Source organism: Bacillus sp. J33, from assembly GCF_000518885.1.
Taxonomy (GTDB): domain Bacteria; phylum Bacillota; class Bacilli; order Bacillales; family Cytobacillaceae; genus Cytobacillus.
Genome location: NZ_JAEL01000008.1, coordinates 1 through 21530, shown reverse-complemented (window position 1 = coordinate 21530; position 21530 = coordinate 1). Strand labels below are relative to the sequence as shown.

The window sequence follows — 21530 nt, the reverse complement described above, 5'->3', positions numbered from 1 at the left end:
TTTTTAAAAGGAAAGCATTCTTTTGAGGAGTGGAATCAATGGAGATCATATTAGAAAAAAATGTATCTTGTACTATGAGAGACGGTACGATCCTATATTCGGATATTTATCGGCCAAATATAGATAGTGAATTTCCGGTATTATTGACGCGCCTGCCCTATAAAAAAGACTTGCCGATGTTTTCTCATCGATATCTGGATACAAATCGCCTTGTGCAAAATGGGTACGCCGTAAAGATCCAGGATGTTAGAGGACGGTTCGCATCTGAAGGGGAGTTTTATCCGCTACTATATGAAGCAGAAGATGGCTATGACACTGTAGAATGGGCAGCACAGTTGCCTTATTCTTCAGGAAAAGTGGGTATGTTTGGATTATCCTATTATGGATTCACACAATTACTTGCTGCTGCCGAAAGGCCACCGCATTTACATGCAATCGTACCAGCTATGACTTTAAGCAATTGGCAGACAGATGCTGTTAAAGATAAAGGAAAATTTTTAGTAGGCACATCTGAGACTTAGGCTCTTGAATCCATTGCTCCAGATCAAATAAAAAGAAAGTACAAAAACGAAGAAGAATATTCTTCCATGATGCTGAAATTAGCCGAGTATTATAATAACATTGAGGAATGGTATTCATACATGCCAATTGAAAAATGGCCTCCGCTTCAGGAGCTGGGAGTGGCAGATTTTTTCTATGACTTTATCGATAACAAATTAAGTGAAGAAGATCTGGAGCGAATGAGTATCCAGCACAAATATGATAAAGTAGACATTCCTGCCTATCATATCGCTGGCTGGTATGATAACTTTTTACAGGCCACCCTTCGAAACTATACCCAATTAAATGAAAAAACGAATGGACAAAGATTAATCATTGGCCCTTGGGGACATGGTGTATTCAGTTCAACATTGGGTGAAAGGTCTTTTGGCATTCACGCATCTGGTGACTGGATCGATTACGAGAAAGATTTAACAAGTCTGCATATCCGCTGGTTTGATGCGATGTTAAAAGAAAAAGTATCATCAGCTGCTGAGGAAGCCCCGATTAAACTATTTGTTATGGGGACAAATGTATGGAGAGATGAATATGAATGGCCGCTTGCCCGAACAAACTATACTCCTTATTATTTTCATAGTGGTGGCCGTGCTAATACATGTTATGGAGATGGCCGTTTAAGCGTTGAGCCAGCTGGGAGCGAACCATACGATACATTTGTATATGATCCCTCTAACCCAGTTCCAACAAATGGAGGAGGCACTTTGTTTGCTGGCGTCAACACGATGGGACCTCGTGATCAGCGTGAAATCGAATCAAGAGAAGATGTATTAGTTTACACCTCTGAACCTTTAACAGAGCCCCTTGAGGTAACAGGGCCGATTAAAGTTAAGCTTTGGGCAAAAACCGATGCCATAGATACAGATTTTACAGCCAAATTAGTCGATGTCATGCCGAATGGAAAAGCTTACAATTTAACAGATGGCATCGTTCGGGCAACCTATTCAAATGAGATTAAGCAAGAAGACGCAATAAAAGACACTATTAACGAATACGAAATTGACCTTTGGGCAACCAGTAATGTATTCCTGCCTGGACACTGTATTAGAGTGGAAATTTCATCAAGCAATTTCCCGCGTTACGATATGAACCTAAATACAGGAAAAACGATGCTTATTAGTAAGGAAATGAAGAAAGCAAAACAAACGATCTATCATCAAAGCGAATATCCCTCGCATATATTGTTACCAGTAATCAAATGATGAAAAATGTAGGCTGTCTCAACTTTTGTGACAGTCTTTTTTTGAACGCTGTTTTCGTAAAGTTTGTTGCTTTTCAGGCCTAACTAAGGTTAACCAACTGAGTTGATTGGAACGGAGGGCACTTGACTCCTCGAAAATGCAATCGCATTTTTTTACGACGAGGTGTTAATTCAAGGATGCTTTTCCATTGTCCTGCTCCAAAGAGGGAGTGGGAGACCCCACAGGCGAAGCCGAGAAGAGTCTCATTCCTTCCCACGGGAAAGCTTGAGTGCCGCAGTGAAAATCAATGGGTAAAATTTATAGGTAACTTCCATCAATATTTGATAACAGAGCCTTTTTGAAAGACAAAAAAATCGCAGGTGCAACAATTTAGGGCTGAATTTGTCCGAAAAATGTGTTCACCTTGGAAGGATAATCGCTTTTTTTAAGGAAATGATTGAACAAAAGGGGGAGAATATGAAAAAAACATTAATAATAATATTTATTGTTATGCTTCTCACTGCTTGCAGTCAATCTACCTCTGGCAGAAGCTACGCAATGATTGTTGTCGTTAATAACATTGAATATAATGGAACGGAAGAAAATGTAAGTGATTATAAAATAGAAAAGACCATTGGTACAATTATTGGGCAAGTAGATGCAGGTCAATTTCCAAGTAACAATCAATCTAACTTTTTTGAAAAAGGATCGGTTATTTATTCAGTAAAAAATGAAACTGATTTTATCATCATTGAAGATACTAAGGGGGACCTCTTTCTACTGCAAAAGTCTCCAGGACCATACATAATTTCAGCTTAATACTAGGCTGTTTTCGTAAAGTTTGTTGCTTTTCAGGCGGCTAACTAACTTTAACCTACGGGCAGTATTTATAAGTAAAACAACAATTTTCAAACTAAGAAATAAAGAAATGTTGGTTAAACAAACGGGTAAAATAATTAGAATATAGAGGGTGATTAATGCTATGGGTATACAAGTAAAGCTTAAAGATATAATTGAAGAAATGGAAATGCAGTTTGAAGAGTCACACTCCTTATTAAACAATAAAACCGGTGAAATAGTGTTGATAACCTCGGAGGATTTAAGAGCTGCTGAAGATGAAAGTCCATTTGATCATTTGCCTGAATGGGAACAAGAAAATAGAATGGCTGCTATTGATGTTGTAGAAAACTTTGAAGACTACATAGAGTTACCTACTAAATATGAAGTGAATGAATACGAAATCATGGAAGACTTTTGCTTAACCATTAGTGATCAGCTTAAACAGGATACTTTATTAAGAGCCATTAAGGGAAAGGGGGCTTTTAGAAGATTTAAGGACAAAATAATAGAATTTGAAATGGAAGATCAATGGTATTCCTACCGTGATGATCGCTTTAAAAAAATAGCCATAGAATGGTGCCAGGATAATAATCTAATTTATATTGAATAGTTAAGACATTGAGCCATTTCTAATTAGTAATCGCTTTGTCTTAAACTGCCAGGGAAGCATTCCTGTAATGATGTTGGAGTAGTTATTGCAATTCGCTGATAGGCTGATAGTGAAGAAGCTTAGAATTTCTGAATAAATGCCTGAATTATTGATATAAATTACACGGAAGAAATTCCGTGGCTTTCCTTGAGGTATCTGACAGGATTCATTATATCATAGGGTTGAATTCACTCAGCAAAAACACTGTTAATAGTGCTCATCTAATTCAAGGGAACTCTGCATATAGTGTTCCCTTTCCTTATGACAAAAATTCTTGTGGATTTCTTGCAGCATTTTCGGAAATTCTATAGTTAGCATACATTTATAAACATAATGAATTTCGGAAGGAGAGAGGCAGATGGAATCTATATGGCTAGAGTATGCCTGGGCACTGCTGATCTTAATTGGACTGGAAGGCTTGCTATCGGCAGACAACGCCCTTGTGCTGGCTGTTATAGCAAAGCATTTACCGGAAGATCAAAAGAAAAAAGCAATAAATTATGGAATCATTATGGCCTTTGCTTTCCGATTTATAGCGCTTTTTGCCATTTCTTTTATTGCAAACGTCTGGCAGATCCAGGCGATTGGAGCGGCTTATTTGCTATATCTGGGATTGAAGCATGTCATTAAAGCCAGGTTCGGAAAGGAAAATGAGAATATTCGCGAGGATGTTAAAGAGGAATCAGCCGGGAAAGGATTTTGGCCAACTGTAGGGAAGATTGCACTGGCAGATCTTGCTTTTGCCATCGACTCGATTCTCGCTGCTGTTGCCCTTGCACTTGGTCTTCCGGACTCACCGCTTGATGACTTCGGCGGCATGGATGGGGGACAGTTTATTGTTGTTGTACTTGGAGGGATAGCGGGGCTTATTTTGATTAAATTTGCGGCAACCTGGTTTGTAAAGCTCCTGGCAAAACGCCCGGCATTAGAAACAACAGCCTATGCCATTGTTGCATGGGTAGGTGTTAAACTTGCGGTCATTACTCTTGCCCATGAGGATATTGGTATCCTGGACCATCATTTTCCCCATAGTACAGGGTGGACTTTGATTTTCTATGGGGTGTTGGTGGGTATTGCACTATTTGGCTGGTTCGCACCCGGTAAAAGGGCAGTTCCGAATGATGATCCCGCGTGAGGAGCAGAACATGTTAATCAGTTAGCACTAGGGCAAATAAAAGACATTATTGTAATCGTACCTCTTTGGAGCAGCAGCATTTATTATCATCCTGGCCATATTTTAATAGCAGGGAACAGGGGATTGGCCCCTTTCCACTCTAATTAGAGCTGTCATTGCGGCAGTTCTTTTTTTTTTCCGCTAAACAGGCAGTTAACTAAGAATCGGATACTTATGGCAGCCTAACAACATTATGTATTTCCTTCATTTAGTATCGATGTGACAATGTGCAGGGAATCCCATTCTCCGCCAGAAAGTTTTATAATAGGGTATTTTTTCGGAAAGAGCTGATTGGTGATTGCCTCAGCTGAGTACCCGTTTCTTTGCAGTGTCAGTACATCATGCTGAATCGATACTAAGTAGTCCCGTTTTCGCTCAAGAGCCCCGCGTCCACCTTCCACAAATCCTGCGTGGCTGCAAAATACATCCTGGAAATCATAAGCTAAAACCCGTTCCAATGAGCGAATAATGTCAGGTATGCTTTCTTCTGCTAAAACAACTTTTGTACGCTCGCTGACAAATAAATCACCTGTAAATAATTGACCAGTATTCCGATTAAGAAAAGCTTTGTGGTCAAAAGCATGTCCTGGAGTATCAATGACATCCCACCTCGCATTTCTCGAAGCTAACGATTCAGGCATTGTTAGAGCATGAAATGGCTTTCGCCTTCCCCAAAAGAATTGTCTGTATAAGGGATAATCTGCCCATTGTGCACAATAATGAATTGTTTTTGCATGCAAATATATTGGCAGTTTCTTGGATTGTTCAACATATGCGGCACAGCCTGTATGGTCTTCATGAAAATGAGTGATCATAACTTGGTCAAAATCAGCTTCATCAATAAAGGCTTTAAAATATTTATGTAAGGATTGAGCTCCAGTATCGATTAATACTCCATCCAATAAGTAACTGTAGACATTTAATGCTACACGACCGAATCTGATCTCCCCATTTAAATAGCAAACACCATTTTTTTCTCCCCTGGAGGACTTTTTCTTCACAAGCAATTCATTCAGCTCCTTTAACCAAGTTATACATCGTGCAGCTTCATGTTGCTTCTGCCATTCCATTTACATGTTTTTTCTCTCATTATATAACCATAACATGATCTCTTACATTATTTAGCTTTAGCTATTTCACCCGATATTTTATCAACCGAAAATAGAAAAAATGAAAGTATATACAAGGAGGTAACCTTTTAGGAAAAATTAAACTAGATTCAACAGGATGAGGTATATAAGGCAGGTTAAAGGAAGAACATTCACTATTCAGTGATGATAATAAAGGATAAATATAAAACTGCATGGAATTTATTAATTATCCACTCTACATCCATTTGGAGGTAATGAATTTGTTTCTCGAGTATAAACGTGACAGTCGTTTTTCACCTATATTAAATCACGTTAAAGACACATTTGACCGTGTCATTTGTTCCGGAGCTTCCGCTTTTGTTATTCATAATGATTTAATTGTTTTGGAAGAGTATATCGGAAAGCAATCCAACAAAAGCAATGCAAGGACAGTACAGGAAGATACTCAATTCCACGCAGCATCTGTAAGAAAAAGCTATATTGGTTTTGCAGCGACATACGCTGTACATTATGGTCACATCCACGATATAGATGACTTAGTATTAAAATATTTGCCAGAACTTGAAGAAGAAATTTGGAAGGACACAACGATAAGGCATTTAGTAACACATACACACGGTTTGGATGAAAAGGATGGCATTATTTATCGCGAGTATCCAGCAGGGGAAAATTGGTCATATAGACAAGCCGGAATAAATGCTTTAACCAATATAGTAAGACGAACAACGAATAAAACCATTTCTGAAATTATACATGAGCAAGTTTTTAATCCTTTAGGCTTAACTGAATCGAATTGGTATGCAAACAAGCATGAAAAATTGGTTGATGTAATTCTAAGACAGGAGGGAGATGTAAATTGGAAAACAAGTGATAGTACAGAAGGCGACAAAATGAATATGTACGTTTCGGCAAGAGAATTAGCTTATTGGGGTTATTTACATTTAAAAAAAGGGAACATTAATGGAAAACAAATGGTTCCAAAGAAATTGATACAGATGGCTGCTTCTATTCAAAGCCCAGCAAGTATAGATAGGGACCTGCCGCAAAATGGCTTCTTATGGTTTGTTAAAGATTTACCTGCAAAGAAAACCGAGATTGGTGAGAAAGTACCTAAAGGTTCATTTCAAATACTCGGTTATACAGGTGTAACATTGTTAGTTATTCCACAGGAAAGTTTGGTAGCAGTCCGTATGTTTAATAGTTTTGGTTCACCGGAGGGATATGATTATTTGTCTGATGTTAGGTCATTTGGAGATACTGTAATGAGTTGCTTATAAAAGGTGAACAGTTGATATACACTTAACAGGTGCTAAAGTTCAAGGCCAGCTGCCGATCCAGACGAATTTAACTCTTTAGAGAAGGCTGTTTTCGTAAAGTTTGTTGCTTTTTGGGTGGCAAACTAAGTTTAATCAACGGACAAAATTTTTAAGTAAAAATAACAACCTATGAGAAAAGAGCTTTTGAGAAAAAGGTTAGTATGGGCTTTTGAAGAAGCACAACATAAAAGAGGGTGTCCAAAAAATCTTTTGGACACCCTCCGGTCAATGAACAAATTCGAGGCAAACGTTCTATATATAAAAATATATCGCTTTTAGTTGGAAGAGCGTACGACCTCTTGACCACGTACATTCCACGTCAACACGAAAATCAAAGCAGCCAGCAGACTGGAAGCTGTTAATAAAATAAAACCTGCATTCCATCCAGCATAGTCAACAACAATACCCATTAAAGCATTAGCAGCAACTGTGCCGCCTAAATACCCAAATAATCCGGTTAAACCTGCAGCAGTACCTGCCGCTTTTTTCGGAACATAATCAAGTGCCTGCAGCCCAATTAACATGACTGGCCCATAAATTAAGAAACCAATTGCAATAAGTGAGATCATATCAATAACAGAATTTCCGGGCGGGTTAAACCAGTAAACTAGTACTGCAACCAATACTCCCAGCATAAATACAAAACCTGCAGGACCTCGACGGCCTTTAAATACCTTATCAGAAATGTATCCAGCTAATAGTGTGCCTGGAATACCAGCCCACTCATATAAAAAATAGGCAAAGCTGGATTTGTCCATATTAAATTCTTTTTCTTCACTTAAGTAAGTCGGCGCCCAATCAAGCACACCGTATCGAACGAAATAAACAAATATGTTGGCTATTGCAATTGCCCATACCCATTTATTGTTTAATACATATTTAAAAAGAATTTCTTTTGTGGTCAGTTCCGTTTCAAACGTTTTTTTATCTTTTGATGGGTAGTCATTACGGTATTCTTCAATGGGCGGAAGACCTACTGACTGCGGTGTATCACGAACCAGCATGAATGTAATAATGGCAATACCAATTGCAACAAAAGCAGGCAAAATAAATATACCTTCATAGCCCGAAGCAGAAGGGCCTATAAATGATGCAAATATCGCAGCACCTGCTACAGCAAGTGGAGCCATTAATCCGCCTCCAACATTATGAGCAACGTTCCATAATGCCGTTTTGCTCCCTCTTTCACTCACACTAAACCAGTGAACAAGCGTACGGCCTGCTGGCGGCCAGCCCATCCCCTGGACCCAGCCATTTAAAAATAACATAATAAACATAATAGCTACAGAAGATGTAAAAAACGGTACAAAACCCATAAGTAAACTAACAGCAGCGGACATGAGCAGCCCAGCTGTCATAAAATATCTGGGATTACTCCTATCTGATACCGTCCCCATTACAAACTTGCTAATTCCGTAAGAAACGGAGATTGCTGATAGGGCGAACCCTAATTGCGTCTTGGTAAAACCCTCTTCAATTAGATATGGCATGGCAATCGAAAAGTTTTTACGAAGTAAATAATACGCAGCATAGCCAATAAAGATTCCGAGGAAAACTTGCATTCTAAGTTTTTTATACTCAGAATCTATTTTCTCATCAGGCAGCCTTTCAACTGCTGGTGCAGGCCTAAAAAAACTTAACATTCGTAACCCTCCTATTATTCTTTGACCAATTAAGATGAGAAGCACAAAAAAACTCATACTAAATACACCCTTTCAAAAAAAAGGCGTACAAAGTATGAGTCTCCAAATCTCCATCATCCTTAACTTGTCATGAGGTTTATATTACATTCATGCGGAAGCGGAGTCAATACCTAGAAATCCTGATTTTGAGATGTTTCAGCAGCTGTAAAACATCAAGCGAAACGTACAGTAACAGTGGCTGAGCGGGTAAAGAAAGCCAATCAATAATCGATAAAGGCTGTTATCTAATATAAATTTCTGTTGCTTGAAGAGCTTCTCCTCCGATAAAAAATGAGATCACATGGCTATGTGATCTCAAAGAAATTTCTCCTTTAACCAATTCAGCATTTTTTCATCATTTTTCTTGTTCTGCCTTTTATTTTCTCTCTTTATGTAACGGGAGAGGGTGGTGTGAGCTACTCCAATTTCTTCTGCAGCTTGCCTAATACTGATGTTTAGATAGTCCAGCGCTTCTTTCATTTTTTCAGGGGTTAAGGTAATCGGCTGTTTTGAACTATTTTCCGGCTGGAACTTCGTTAAATTTTCTTCTTGATCATGAGCCATTCCAGCTGAAGTCCTTATAACTTCTTTAGCTGCTGCGGTTTGATTTAGGGGTGCCCCAATTCGTTTATGGCTTAAATCAGACTGAGAAGAAAGGATTTTTTTATTTTCCTTTACTATATAATCGGCAGGCATGATATGAACATTGAGCTTCCCCCAATATTCCTTAACCCAATTTCTTTTTCCCACCATTTCTTCATTTATCTCGTCTATATACAGCCATTTTTTTATAATTCCATCCGCTTGCAAGTCATCCAGCGTGTTTTCAAACTTATCCCTAAGCGCCACTCCATTATAGCGCGAAGAGAAATCCATTTCTTTGAGGAGGGTACTGACTTTAAAAGGCTGTCCTAATGTATTTCTGGCTGTTCTGATTCTCCATTGTAAATTCAAATATCTTGTCAGGCGCTTATGAGCCCTTTGTGTAGAGTGATTATATTTAAAGACCTTTAAGTCTAATATTCCAAGCGTCTTTTTTGGACCTTCTAAATAAGGGGTTAGAATAGAAGTAGGGCGAACCTGAACCGCATAAATTCCTTTTGCCTCTCCAGTATCCTTATCATAAGCTACACGGATCTTGCCGATTTCAAACATTTTTTGAAAGTCCTTAAATTTATAGAGTTCACTATCCTGAAGGCCTGCAGTATTCACTATTTTAATGGTTTGATCTCCCAGGGAAACCCAAATACTTGAAAGAGCTGCTACCCTTCTCATGATATTAAAACGATCTTCCTCCCGGTAATCAAATTCTTTACCAGCAAAGCTTCTCTTTTTTATATTTCTCAATCGCAAGGCGTCATTACTATGAAATTCTATGTATCCATCACTTGATTTTGGCTGTGTAAGCCACAAATAGGATATTAAATCAAATAAATCGGCAGTTAGATCGTCTAATGAGTTTAGCGTTTCACCTAAGCTTTCCAGCCACATCTGCTGTTCAATGGTCAATTCGGTCTGCATTTCATGGGGCCGCAGCTCAGCTACACCCTTGACATTACCGCGGTTATCAATTATTTCTGTTGCTAAATATCCTGTTTCTCCCTCTTTAAAGCCATTCTTTTTTGTGACCATGTCTCTCATCAGATGAAAATCCATATTTGTGCTGGACACTATGTAATCCTTTTCGAGTACTTCCTCTATCTTGGTATCATTAACGCTGTATTTAACCTCTACATTCGGAAACTCCTGATAGAGATGGCCTGCTAAGAAGGCTTTAATTGTATCTCCAGATGTAGATACAACTTCTTTGACCATTTCCTTTGTTATAGGCTTCTGGTGAAAAAACGCTTCTGTGAAGAGAGAAATGAGCACTCCAAACGACCGCATTTCCTCAGTGGGTTTTTGAGTTAAAATTTCTTCTTTTGTCATTTGATAAGCAAATTTGCTCCACTTAGATAAAACATGGGGCCGATTTATAAAAAGCGCTTTGATTTCCTCAAAAAGAACAATTTTCAAAGCTTCATAATTTAATATTAAATGTTCGGGTATTTCTTCATATTTCATTCTTTGAACCTCCTTAATGAAAGGGGTGATTTTCAACCTCTTAATAATAACAAAATGCACCAGGCCAAGGTAAATAAAAGCTTCAAATGCACCAACCTGCTTGAAGAAATAGAAGAAAATGCACCACAAACAGCAAAAAATGCACCACTTCATTTATATTCCCTAAATAAAAAAACTCCAAAAACCCTTATATTTCAATAGTTTCAGCGTTTTGCAGCCGGTTGAAGCAAGAATGTTTTCTGCGGAAGGTGTATGGGTAAGGAGGCAGCCTATTCTATTTTCTAGCGGAACCTGTATGGAAAAATAAAAAAACGCACCATTAAAATGCACCATTTTTTTAGTTTCTAGCGGAAACTGTTTGGGTAAAAAATGTTGATTTACCAATAAAAATAGTTTTCCAATACATAATGCGTGTTACAGAACAAAAATTTGGATAACTATTCCTGCGGAACCTGTACATCTAAAAATGCACCAGCCAAATAAATTTCTAGCGGAACCTGTATGCTATATTTATCTATTTTTAATAGTAAAACCTAACAATACCAATAGTTCATGCCTATTTATCGCATTCTTGATTAGTGGTGCATTTTAAAATGATTGGTGCAAAACTTAGCGGAAACTGTATAAGAAAAAAATTATAAAATTTTTTTAAACCCTTTTATATCAATGTTTATTTAAGATTTTATCAGTGGTGCATTTTCTCTAGAGAGGTACAAATTCCAAAATTCGATTGAGATATACTAATTTCAACATATAAGTTTAATGGGACCCTTATATATATTGGGGGAACATCCCTCAGCGGTTAGTCTGCAAAATGAGTGAGGCAAGCCGTATTCCGAAGAAGTATTTTAATAAATGCACCAAAGAATGTATTGCGCAGTTTAATCTGCAGCGATACCCCAATAATTTAAAGAAATGAGCTTTGGCATGAAAAAGGTTAAGATTGACGGATTTAGAATGCACCAATCTATTTTAAAAGAATTTCATTTCCTAAGAGATCAATCATTCGAACGGCCACCAGCTTCTGCTTACGTCGTTTACTTAACTATGCTCAAGCAGCTGGCCATGGAGAAAAACCAGAGGGGAGTTTTGAAAGAATTCAACCTTTCCTACTGGGCAAAAAAGCTTCAAATTCCTTATTCCTCTTTATATTCCGGGAAGTTATATTTAGAGAAATACCATTTTGTAAAAGAGGAAATCCAAAATGGCGCTGCTGTCTTAGTTCTAAAGGACATTGAAAAGCATAATAACCCTGGTGCGGAAGAAGGTAAGTTAAATTACCTTCTAATTCCTCATTCACTCTTTGAAACAAATATTTTTGCAGAATTGGTTCGAACTTCAAACCCAGAGGCAATTGAGCTAATGTTGTCCTTATTTAACCAATTCCGCACAGCCATGTCTAAAAGAGAAGATATAGACTTAAAGATACTCAGACAATCCCGAAATATGTCTACATTAAAGAAGCAGTTAAATAAAAATGCAAAGAGGGTAAGGGAAGTATTGGCTCTTCTTGAACCTCTGTTCCACATTCAATATGAGGGACTTCAGTACCGCGGGAATCAGGTTTGGATAAGGAAAGTTTGGATTACCTTGAAAGAGGAATGTGTTAAGGAGCAAAGCAGCGAGGAATTTAAGGTAGATAACCTTATAGCGATGCTTTCACATGAATTAACCTATTTTCTCGACGGCCATAAGCTAAAATACAGGCCACGTGATCAGTTTGATATTATGATATCTTTTAAACAAGAGGTTTATGATAAGGTTAAATTCATAAAGAATAATGATTCTTTCAATCTTGAAAAATCAATAAAAAGGTATTTTCTTGACTGTATAGACAGCATTGGCACCTACATAAATGAACAGAGAGCTCTCAGATCAACTTTTAGAATCCATTCCCTGGGAGCACTATTTAGAAAAGCATTCCGAAAGGATTTCATTTCTTTACTTAAGAAAATACCTTATGAATTAATTCATGATGCAAAAGTGGAACAATTTCTATTAACAGGAGAAAAACCGGACTTTGCAAAATTTAATATATAAACAGCCTTGTAAAAAAATGAAAGTTTTACAGGGCTTTTCGTGTTTCTGCCTTCTTATAATTTAAAATGCACCTGCAAGAAAAAGCGGTCTCTTTTAAAGAGCTGCTTTTTTTATTTCCTCTATTCTTCCGAATCTAAACCTGTGGATATCTTAATATATCATGGTACAGCCTGTGTTTATGTTAATTCCTTATTTAATTAGCTGTTTATTTGTGATTTCTTTTATTTTATCTCTGTTAATTTCTTAAAAGTTTGATAAAGGTCTTCTTTTAATGGTTAGGGAAGCATTGGGGGAGAAAGGAAGGAAGGGGCTGGGCAAAAAGAGGTTATTTATATTTGTCATTTTATTAATTCTATTCATTTATTATCTGTATGGAACTTTTATCAAAAGATGACTTATTATCATTAGAAATTATTGAAAAAAAATGAAAGTATAGGTTTATGGAATACAAATGAAGGGTAATAAAATATTGTTTTAGCAAAATGTCATTAAAAACATCCACATTTAAGGGAGAATTTATATATAAAAGAAAAAGGGGCGTATGCTTGAAATGGAAAGAACTTACAGGGGGAACAATGATATAGCTGAATTTATCATTGATAATCGCGAGAATTTTCAGCAAAAGCTATTGTCTGAGGCGGTAAATGTGGCCTCTAAAATTAATGAAATCCTGCAGAGAGGGAATATCGATCTTTTAAAAAATGCAGAAAGACTAGCTCTATATGTAGTGGAAAGAAGAGAAGAAGAGCTTATTGATTTTGCTAAGCAGGAAGGTGTGGCATGGGCGGAGCATTCCCTGACTCTTTCATTTAAATTGGAATGGGTTCAGGCCATCAGACGCACACTATGGCATTTTCTCTATGAGTATGACAAGTTGAATGATGCAAACTCAACACGCGAAAGCTTTTATAGACAGGAAAAAGAAGTCAATGACCATGTTGACGAATTTCTGAATAACTTCTTCATCAGCTACTCTGATTATAAAGACGAAATGCTTAAGTCCCAGCGGAATTTGGTGGAACATTTGTCCGTGCCGATTATTCCGATCAGCTCTTCTGTCGCAGTACTGCCGCTGATTGGCATGATTGATTCTTACCGGATTCAGACGATTGAAGAAAAAGTCCTGATGGAAATCTCTTCAATTAAGATCCAGACCTTGATTATGGACCTTTCCGGTATTGCAGATATGGAAATCGATGTGATTGTCCACTTTAAAAAGATCCTGAGCGGAATTAAAATGATGGGTTGTGAGGCAGTCCTAACCGGCTTACGTGCCGAACTTGTCCGAAAAATGATCCAAGCAGGCGTGACTATTGAGACCCAAGCGGAAACAAAGGGAACTCTGCAGCAGACATTGCGGGAATATTTAGTGCTTAAACCAGAACAATAATACGGGTATTAGTACTTGGTACAAGCTGCTGGATCCTATCCATGAGCTGTACCAGGTGCTTTCACTATCCCGATTTCAAATAAAGCCATAGCTAACGGACTCCCATGTTATATCCTAATGTGATCTTTCTTCTGGATTTATGGGAAGTTTGCAGGCAAACGGATGTAATCCTCTTAAATATTTTCTGCTTTTACCTCTTCTGGAACCTCAATATCGATGTCCGGTATGTATACCTTATGCAAAAGTCTTAGTATCAACTAGCATTTCAATATTTTTTCCAAGTTCCTCTTATGTCCTCTTAGAAACATCTCTGCAGTAGCAGCACTACCATTTTTAATCAGATAACGTTAAAGAAAGCGAAGGAGCATTTTTTTATTTCTTGTTCGGGAAAACCATTTGTACGGCACATATTGTTCTTAATCAAAACTACATATTAATTGATCCAAGTTACTTGATGCCATTCTAAGACTTTATGTCTTTTAGTAACGCTGTTTTCATAAATTGTTGTATTTCAGGGCTAACTAAGGTTAACCAGCTGAGTTGATTGTAGCGGAGGACACTTGACTCCTGCGGGAAGTGAGGGAAGTGGGAGACCCCACAGGCGGAGCCGAGGAGGCTCTCATTCCTCCCCGCGGAAAGCAAGTGTTCGTAGCGGAAATCAACGTGCAAAAATATAAATAAAAACAACAATTTATGAAAAAAGTGCCTTTAGCAAAAATCCTAAGATACATATAGACATACTGTTAATATATCAAGGCGAAAGACAGCAATTTGTGCCGATGTTAAATAAATTTTGTTTCCATTCATCTAAAAACCTCCAAAATATTTGTCAGGATTTAAATTCAATATTCGTGTCTATGATCCTTTTCCCTAAGTTTTATACGTTTTTTTGCAAAGTATTTTATGGCAGGAACGAATAGTAATATTTTTTTTAGGAGAAGTTACTCTTTAAAGGAGGGTCGGTAGATGATAGGACAAAACAGTGAGTCCAGACAAGAACAAAATGCAGAAGAAGGTTTCCAAAATCCGGTCTCATCTTCTCTTAAAGAAAACATCAGCAGTGTTAAAAAAATTTTTGAAGCATGTGATGACATCGTATATCACTATACAGAGTTTAACAACCGGCCTGGATGTCTGATTTATCTATCTGAAATGGTCCATAACCAAACGATGGTTGATATAGAAACAGGGTTGTCTTCTTTTGCAGATACGGGGGATTCGAAACAGTCCGTGTCTGCTTTTATCCGTAAACGATTCTCATACAGCAATTTAAAGGAAATGAATACAATACAATCTGCTGCAGATCAAATCCTAACAGGGAACACTGCTCTATTCGTTGAACGGAATTGATGTTGTGTATGTATTCCATTCACGTAATCCAATAGGACGAACGGTCGGGGAGCCCAATACGGAACGAACAGTAAGAGGTCCGCGTGAAGGTTTTGTTGAAGATATTCATCAAAATCTGCTGCTCATACGGCGGAAAATTAAGAACCCATCTTTAAAAGTGGAGTCCTTCATACTAGGCAAACAAACGAATACACAGATTAATATTGTTTATATGAAGGGAATTGCTGACCAGGGAGTCGTAGAGGAAGTTCGACAACGGTTGTCCAGAATTAAAATTGATGGAATTTTAGAAAGCCATTACATTGAATCAATGATAAAAGATTCCCCGAAGTCTCCTTTTCCAACGGTATTCAGCACAGAGCGGCCGGATCGTGTTTGTGGCGCATTATTAGATGGAAAAGTGGCTATTCTAGTCGACGGGACCCCTTTTGTATTAACAGTACCGGCTATGTTTGTTGAATTTCTTCATTCTGCCGAGGATTATTATGACGGTTCTTTAGTAGCCACAACAATACGCTGGGTACGTTTTTTAGGGCTTTTTGTAACATTAATACTTCCTGCATTCTATGTTGGGTTGACAAGCTTTCATCAGGATTTATTACAAACTCCATTATTAATGCGTCTTGGCGCAGGCCGTGAAGACCTGCCTTATCCCGTTTTGGTGGAGGCTATATTTATGCTGATCACATTTGAACTAATCCGGGAAGCCGGTTTACGAATGCCCAAAACATTTGGTGGAGCCGTTATTACTATTTTAGGGCTTGTCCTTATCGGTCAGGCAGCCGTTCAGGCTGGAATTATTGGGCCGCTATTAATGATTGTTGTCTCAGTAACAGCTCTGACGTCGTTTATTTTACCGAATTACGCTTTTCACCAAATTATACGATTCTGCGGAATTCCGCTGTTATTGGCATCAGGATTCTTTGGTTTTATGGGGATACTCATTGTTCTCATGTTTGGCTTAGCTCACTTGGTAAGTTTACGCTCTTTTGGTGTACCTTACTTTTCTCCTGTTTCTCCTTCAAGAAAAGAAGGGTGGAAGGACGTATTTATACGGGCACCATGGTGGGCCATGGAGACCAGAACACCTGGATTGGGCATCGATCATATGAGCCGTGCTGACAAAGGCAATATGGCTAAGCCTCCGGTATATAAGGAGGGTCGTGATGAGGAATAGATTTTTTATATGGATGCGAACTTTTATTTTGTTTTTAGCAATCCTTTCTCTCACGGGATGCTGGAGTGCTAAGAACGTTAATGACCTAGCCATTATAAATATTATAGGAATTGATCAAACTGATAATGGTGAAATAGAAGTTTCAACCTTACTGGCAAAGCCGGATGCGCTTTTTACTCAAGCTAATTCAGGAGGACAAGGAAATGAAACAAATAAATTTCTCATTCAGACAGCCACCGGGAAAAGCATATTTGAAGCCATGGGAAAGTTATCAAAATCCATTTCTGAACGAATTTATTTAGGGCATGCAAATGTCGTTATATTTGGAGAGAAGGCAGCACGTGAAAAGATGGAATCCTCTTTGGACTTCTTTAGGAGAGATAATGAGTCTCGGCCAGGCTTATTATTATTAGTTACAAAGGGCCTCGCATCCGAAATCATTAAAACTTCACCTGAACTTAACTCGACTCTCGGACTGGAAATCAACGACATGGTTACATCGGATCAATTCTCTGCTACGAAAATGGTTAATGATCTTAGTCAATTTTTGAAAGACCTATCAAGCAATACAACCGATCCAATCACGGGAGTAATAGTCCCAGCAAATAATATGGGAATAGAGGCAGAAGGTGAAAAAAGGGAATCTCAAGATGATAAACAAGACACAGACAATATGAGTGTAAATGGAAATGAAACACCCAAAGCTCTAAGTCTGCAAGGAACAGCTGTCTTTAGAGGCGGAAATTTAAAAGGATTTCTGGATGAGCGGGAAACCCGTGGACTTTTATCCATACAGGGTAAGCTCCAAAATGAAATTATCATGTTAAATTGTGGAGGCCATGATAATGGAACGGTTGGTTTAATGATAAAGGATACCCGATCCCAATTTAACCCCCGCATTTCCGGCCAAAACCTGAAAATGGATGTTAATATTCAGGTTGAAGCTGACATTGGGGAAATCACCTGTTCCAATCTGCAGTTAGATACTGATGAAATTGAGCAATTAAACAAACAGCTTGAAGACCTTATTAAACAAGATTCTTTAAGTGTATTGGGGAAGGCACAAAAACAATGGGAAACTGATATTTTCGGTTTCGGTGAATCGATTTACCGGAACAGCCCTAAGGAGTGGGACCAATTGGCTCCTGAATGGAGGAGTGGAAACTTGAAAAAGATGAATGTAAACCTGCATGTTGAATCCAATATTTCCCGGTATGGTCTTCAAAAAGAAAAAAGCGAAGCAAATGACTCGAGGTAACGTATGAAAATATTATTGAGTTTACTATTAGTTATTTTAGTTGTCCTTACTGCAGGCACGCATATCTATTTTGTCTGGAGAAAGAAAGATTTTAAAACATTAATGATCCAAATAGGGATCGCAGGTTTGGCCATACTTGCGGGAATCGTAATCATTACCGACCTTTCGTATCTATCTATTTCCAAAATACTCAATACGATAAGCCCCCTTGAAAAATGAAACGGAGGTACGTACGTATTATGATTGAAAAGGGTCGAATCAGCAATATTCAGACGGCCATGCTAGCGATCATGTCCTTAACGATTATGGGACACTTAATTATATTAACAGTAGTTATTACACAAAGCCGACAGGATGGATGGCTGGCCGGAATCGCTGGAACCATATTGGGGCTAATTGGAATAATCTCATTGGTAAAACTATCTCAGCACTTTCCAGGCCTAACATTAATTGAAATTTTATTTAATCATTTCTCATGGATCGGGAAAATAATTGGAATTCTTTATCTGCTATATTTTTATGTAATGGTTATTTTGGCAGTAAGATTATATGCAGAAGAGTATAAAAGAATCATGGTCGAAACGCCAGAATGGGCATTCGTCGCCATTATTCTTCTTCTGACGACTTTCATCGTTTATTTAGGATTAGAAACGTTGGCACGGGTCAATCAAATCATGTTGCCGGTGTTAGTGATTATTGCAGTCGCAGTGGTTTTCTTAACAATGGGCGAAAATAAAGATTACACGAACTTATTGCCAATTCTGGGTAATGGAATTGCCCCAGTTGGTATAGGATCTCTATCCGTGATGGGATGGTTTGGTGAATTTGTCATTTTGGGAATGATCCTTCCATATGTTCAGCGTCCAAAAAAACTTATGAAGACGGGTATTTGGGCAGCGATCATTACTCTAGTCTTTTTCCTTGGACCCATCACTGGGCCAATCGCTTTATTTGGACCGGCAGAGGCTGCAAAAATGGTATTTCCGACTTTTTCAGAGGTTCGTTACATCCAAGCCGGCGCGGTGATTAATCGATTCGATGTGATTGCCGTTCTTTTTTGGACCGTCGGCTTAATGATTCGGATTTCATTATTTTTTTATGGATTAAGCTTAGGTACAGCTCAAGCTTTCAGATTAACGACCTATCAGCCCCTGGTCATTCCGCTGGCTTGGTTTATAGGGATGGGGTCTATTCTATTTGCCAAGAATTATGAGGAGTTAAATGAATTTCTCTTCGAGACATATGTTCCACTAAATATAATAATGGGTGCCATTCTCCCCCTAGTACTTGTAATTTGGGGAATTATAAAAATTAAAAAGCTGGGGAAACCAAAACAAAACGTGAATGGATAGACTTAAGTAGATCGGCACCTGCAATATTACAGCTCCTCACTATTTTCATACACATTGGCACTATATTGATTTTCTGTCGCAATGCTGACAAAGGGGAGGAGATATTTTATTGAAGTAAAGGCGTATTCCTATTGGAACGTCTTTTTTCTATTGGCTTTTATTTTTTTTGCTCTGTTAAATTTGCCTGTTGATTTCAGCACTTAATAAGCTGGCAAGCAGGGGAAATTAAGTATGATCCATTTTGCTGAGTTTTATTGATATTAGTAGGAATTTGAGCAGTAAAGATCAGGAAGGCAGCTCCAAAAGCCGTTATTGAAATGGCTCTCAACCATGCAATAGATAAAAGACTAATTTATAGAAGGGTAAGTTCTGATTGTTGAACTAATTTTGTTCTAAAAGCCTTTTTGATTTCACAGAAACCACTTTCATATACCCAAATAACAGTGTACATGTCAGATTTATAAACAACCTTTGCCCCAATCTTAATGGTAATACCTCCTGAGAACATGGTTGAGAGCTTAAGTTTAAATTAGCATCTATTGGAAAATTTTTAAAGAAAAAAGTACAAGTTTATTCGCAAAGATACGATCGACATAAAATAGCCACATGAATATTTTTCTTTGAAGTGTCGGATATTTTTAGAAGATGCTTCTTTCGCGGGGCAATGTTGTAACATCATAAGCACTTGCAGGTCTTTTTGATGGAGAGCATGCCAATCGAAGTTTTATCAGTTGGCAGTTCGGCATGTTAATACTGATGGAAATAAAGCTGCTCTAACTTTAGTTAGAAAATGAATAAACGACCTTATAAAGTGAACTATATAAAAAAGATTGATAAAGGAGATTAGCTGTGGTGTCTTATGAAATAACCAACATGATTATTGATGATGAATTTGACGGGGAAGAGTATGTGACTGCCGAGTTTAGGCAGCAAGATAAACATTACAGCATCACGTTTAAAAAAGCAGACCTCGAGATTATCAATGCTTGGGTGTTTGAGGATGCAGCATCATTGCCGGCAAATTTATCCCAACAAGTGATTGAATCCATTAGGGAAGATGTGAAAAAGCGAATTTAGCTGGAGAAAGAGGCGAGATATACGCCTCTATTTTTTTTGCATAAATTAATCCGATAATCAAAAAATACTTGTAAATACAACTGTACTTGCAAGTGAGGGTGATGATTGTTGGATATATTGCTTAAACAGCAAACGGTTTTAGTGGTAAGGGCACTGTACTTTTGCATGGAAAAGAAGTGGTCGGAACTGGAGAGGGATTTCAGCCTTTCAACAGCTCAGCAGCATATCTTATTTTTACTGGCAACACAAAAGAATGAACTTTGCCCAACCCAAATTAGTCAATTAGGATGCTGGCATATTTCAACTGTGACCCGGTTATTGAAGCCATTGCTTGAAAAGGGATTTATAAAAATAAGTGTTAATGAAGAGAAGCGAAGATATAAAAGAGTTTCGATTACCGCCAAGGGAACCGAAACCCTTAATAAAATTATGGATGCTGTCAAAGACCTGGAACAATTTCCTTTTAATTTGAGCGGTTTAACAGAGGAAGAGATGAACACTTTTTTTGAATATGGCCAAAAGATTATTGGTTTAAATAAAGGAGATCAATTTATAAAGCTGCTGATGGATGCGCGTGTAGAAAACTATAATTATGCATAGCCGCCATTGGAACAACCAGCAGTCGAGCAGGAGGAGGTCATTTTATGAACTACAGAGAGTACTGGGATAAAATTTTCAAACAGAATAATGATATGAATTCCTTGATTACTTCTTACTGGCATGAGTATTCCCATATGGGAACATGGCAGTTTTGGGTAGTTATTTCCTTATTGATTCTTCCTCTGGTTCTGGTTTATTTTACTGTGGACCGAAGAAGAATATTTGAATTGTTTTTCTTTGGCTATACGGTTCATCTGCTATGGGCCTATACGGACCTAACCCTGCAGCGTTATAGTTTTTTCGTTCACACATACTTTTTTTCACCAATCTTCCCGAATGCACTGAACATGACCGCTTCAGCGCTGCCTGTCGGCTATTTGCTCCTGTACCAATATTGTTTGAATCGGGGGAAGAATTTTCTGATATACACTCTGTACTTAAGTGCCGTTTTTGCATTTGGGATTGCAAGCATTGAAGCAATGATGGGAATGCTTGAATTTCATAAAGGCATGAACCAATTGTATTTATTCTTAATTGATATAGTGATTACTTATACTGCCTATTTCTTCACCAAATTCATTAAAAAAATGCGAAGCAATGAACCGATCGAGGAGTAGGTTGCTGCCGGACTGGCGGCTTTTTGTGCGACGGGCAGTCGCATAGAGTGTTGGCTGAGCTAACGCTCTTCTTTTCTTTATCCGACAGAGACGTCATTTCGATGAAACGACTGA

At 38.0% G+C, this 21530-nt stretch carries 17 protein-coding genes and 2 pseudogenes; 16 read left to right on the top strand and 3 right to left on the bottom strand.

All coding sequences use genetic code 11. The features are described from left to right. Nucleotides 1–38 precede the first annotated feature (38 nt). From L634_RS30525 to L634_RS0103595, 4 genes and pseudogenes are all read left to right on the top strand, one after another. Nucleotides 39–1760, top strand: a pseudogene (locus L634_RS30525) (CocE/NonD family hydrolase). A 456-nt stretch (nt 1761–2216) separates the two neighbouring features. Continuing rightward, a complete protein-coding gene (locus L634_RS0103605; RefSeq protein ID WP_026581267.1) occupies nt 2217–2558 on the top strand; it encodes a membrane lipoprotein lipid attachment site-containing protein in 342 nt (113 codons plus the stop codon). Between the two features lie 163 nt (nt 2559–2721). Then, nucleotides 2722–3189: a UPF0158 family protein gene (locus tag L634_RS0103600; protein WP_026581266.1), complete on the top strand. Its 468-nt coding sequence runs from the start codon at nt 2722–2724 to the stop codon at nt 3187–3189. A gap of 397 nt (nt 3190–3586) precedes the next feature. Then, nucleotides 3587–4363: a TerC family protein gene (locus tag L634_RS0103595; RefSeq protein WP_026581265.1), complete on the top strand. Its 777-nt coding sequence runs from the start codon at nt 3587–3589 to the stop codon at nt 4361–4363. A 230-nt stretch (nt 4364–4593) separates the two neighbouring features. On the opposite strand, the gene L634_RS0103590 is transcribed toward L634_RS0103595, so the two are convergent. Next, entirely contained in the window at nt 4594–5409 is an 816-nt protein-coding gene (locus tag L634_RS0103590; RefSeq protein WP_034261901.1) for an MBL fold metallo-hydrolase, read from the bottom strand. A 338-nt stretch (nt 5410–5747) separates the two neighbouring features. Between L634_RS0103590 and L634_RS0103585 the strand changes: the two genes are divergently transcribed. Continuing rightward, nucleotides 5748–6770: a serine hydrolase domain-containing protein gene (locus L634_RS0103585; RefSeq protein ID WP_051428198.1), complete on the top strand. Its 1023-nt coding sequence runs from the start codon at nt 5748–5750 to the stop codon at nt 6768–6770. A gap of 314 nt (nt 6771–7084) precedes the next feature. On the opposite strand, the gene glpT is transcribed toward L634_RS0103585, so the two are convergent. Continuing rightward, complete coding sequence (gene glpT, locus L634_RS0103580; protein WP_026581262.1) at nt 7085–8452, bottom strand: glycerol-3-phosphate transporter; 1368 nt, start codon at nt 8450–8452, stop codon at nt 7085–7087. A 189-nt stretch (nt 8453–8641) separates the two neighbouring features. Here glpT and L634_RS34150 point away from each other — a divergent pair. Then, nucleotides 8642–8719, top strand: a pseudogene (locus L634_RS34150) (NAD(P)H:quinone oxidoreductase, type IV); the annotation flags it as partial. 87 nt (nt 8720–8806) lie between these two features. On the opposite strand, the gene L634_RS0103575 reads toward L634_RS34150, so the two are convergent. Beyond that, complete coding sequence (locus L634_RS0103575; RefSeq protein WP_026581261.1) at nt 8807–10555, bottom strand: helix-turn-helix domain-containing protein; 1749 nt, start codon at nt 10553–10555, stop codon at nt 8807–8809. A 927-nt stretch (nt 10556–11482) separates the two neighbouring features. Between L634_RS0103575 and L634_RS0103565 the strand changes: the two genes are divergently transcribed. The 10 genes from L634_RS0103565 to L634_RS0103515 all read left to right on the top strand — a co-directional run bounded on the left by L634_RS0103565 (nt 11483) and on the right by L634_RS0103515 (nt 21416). Continuing rightward, nucleotides 11483–12595 (top strand): hypothetical protein, encoded by a 1113-nt coding sequence (locus tag L634_RS0103565; protein WP_026581260.1) that lies wholly within the window; start codon nt 11483–11485, stop codon nt 12593–12595. A gap of 550 nt (nt 12596–13145) precedes the next feature. Continuing rightward, nucleotides 13146–13985 carry an STAS domain-containing protein gene (locus tag L634_RS0103560; RefSeq protein WP_026581259.1) on the top strand — a complete coding sequence of 280 codons (840 nt, stop codon included), beginning with the start codon at nt 13146–13148 and terminating at the stop codon, nt 13983–13985. A 966-nt stretch (nt 13986–14951) separates the two neighbouring features. Beyond that, nucleotides 14952–15335: a spore germination protein gene (locus tag L634_RS32175; RefSeq protein WP_051428197.1), complete on the top strand. Its 384-nt coding sequence runs from the start codon at nt 14952–14954 to the stop codon at nt 15333–15335. Beyond that, a complete protein-coding gene (locus tag L634_RS30520; protein WP_051428195.1) occupies nt 15322–16512 on the top strand; it encodes a spore germination protein in 1191 nt (396 codons plus the stop codon). The genes L634_RS32175 and L634_RS30520 overlap by 14 nt, the downstream gene beginning before the upstream one ends. Further along, nucleotides 16502–17770, top strand: coding sequence for a Ger(x)C family spore germination protein (locus L634_RS0103540; RefSeq protein WP_026581258.1), 1269 nt, complete (start codon nt 16502–16504; stop codon nt 17768–17770). Before L634_RS30520 ends, L634_RS0103540 begins: the two co-directional genes overlap by 11 nt. A gap of 3 nt (nt 17771–17773) precedes the next feature. Next, entirely contained in the window at nt 17774–17989 is a 216-nt protein-coding gene (locus tag L634_RS30515) for a hypothetical protein (protein ID WP_034261886.1), read from the top strand. A 20-nt stretch (nt 17990–18009) separates the two neighbouring features. Next, a complete protein-coding gene (locus tag L634_RS0103530; protein ID WP_026581257.1) occupies nt 18010–19122 on the top strand; it encodes a GerAB/ArcD/ProY family transporter in 1113 nt (370 codons plus the stop codon). An 852-nt stretch (nt 19123–19974) separates the two neighbouring features. After that, on the top strand, nt 19975–20199 hold the full coding sequence (locus L634_RS0103525) for a hypothetical protein (RefSeq protein WP_232233695.1): 225 nt from the start codon (nt 19975–19977) through the stop codon (nt 20197–20199). Between the two features lie 108 nt (nt 20200–20307). Continuing rightward, nucleotides 20308–20799, top strand: a complete 492-nt coding sequence (locus L634_RS0103520; protein ID WP_026581255.1) for a MarR family winged helix-turn-helix transcriptional regulator — start codon at nt 20308–20310, stop codon at nt 20797–20799. Between the two features lie 44 nt (nt 20800–20843). Continuing rightward, nucleotides 20844–21416, top strand: coding sequence for a hypothetical protein (locus L634_RS0103515; RefSeq protein ID WP_026581254.1), 573 nt, complete (start codon nt 20844–20846; stop codon nt 21414–21416). Nucleotides 21417–21530 lie beyond the last annotated feature (114 nt).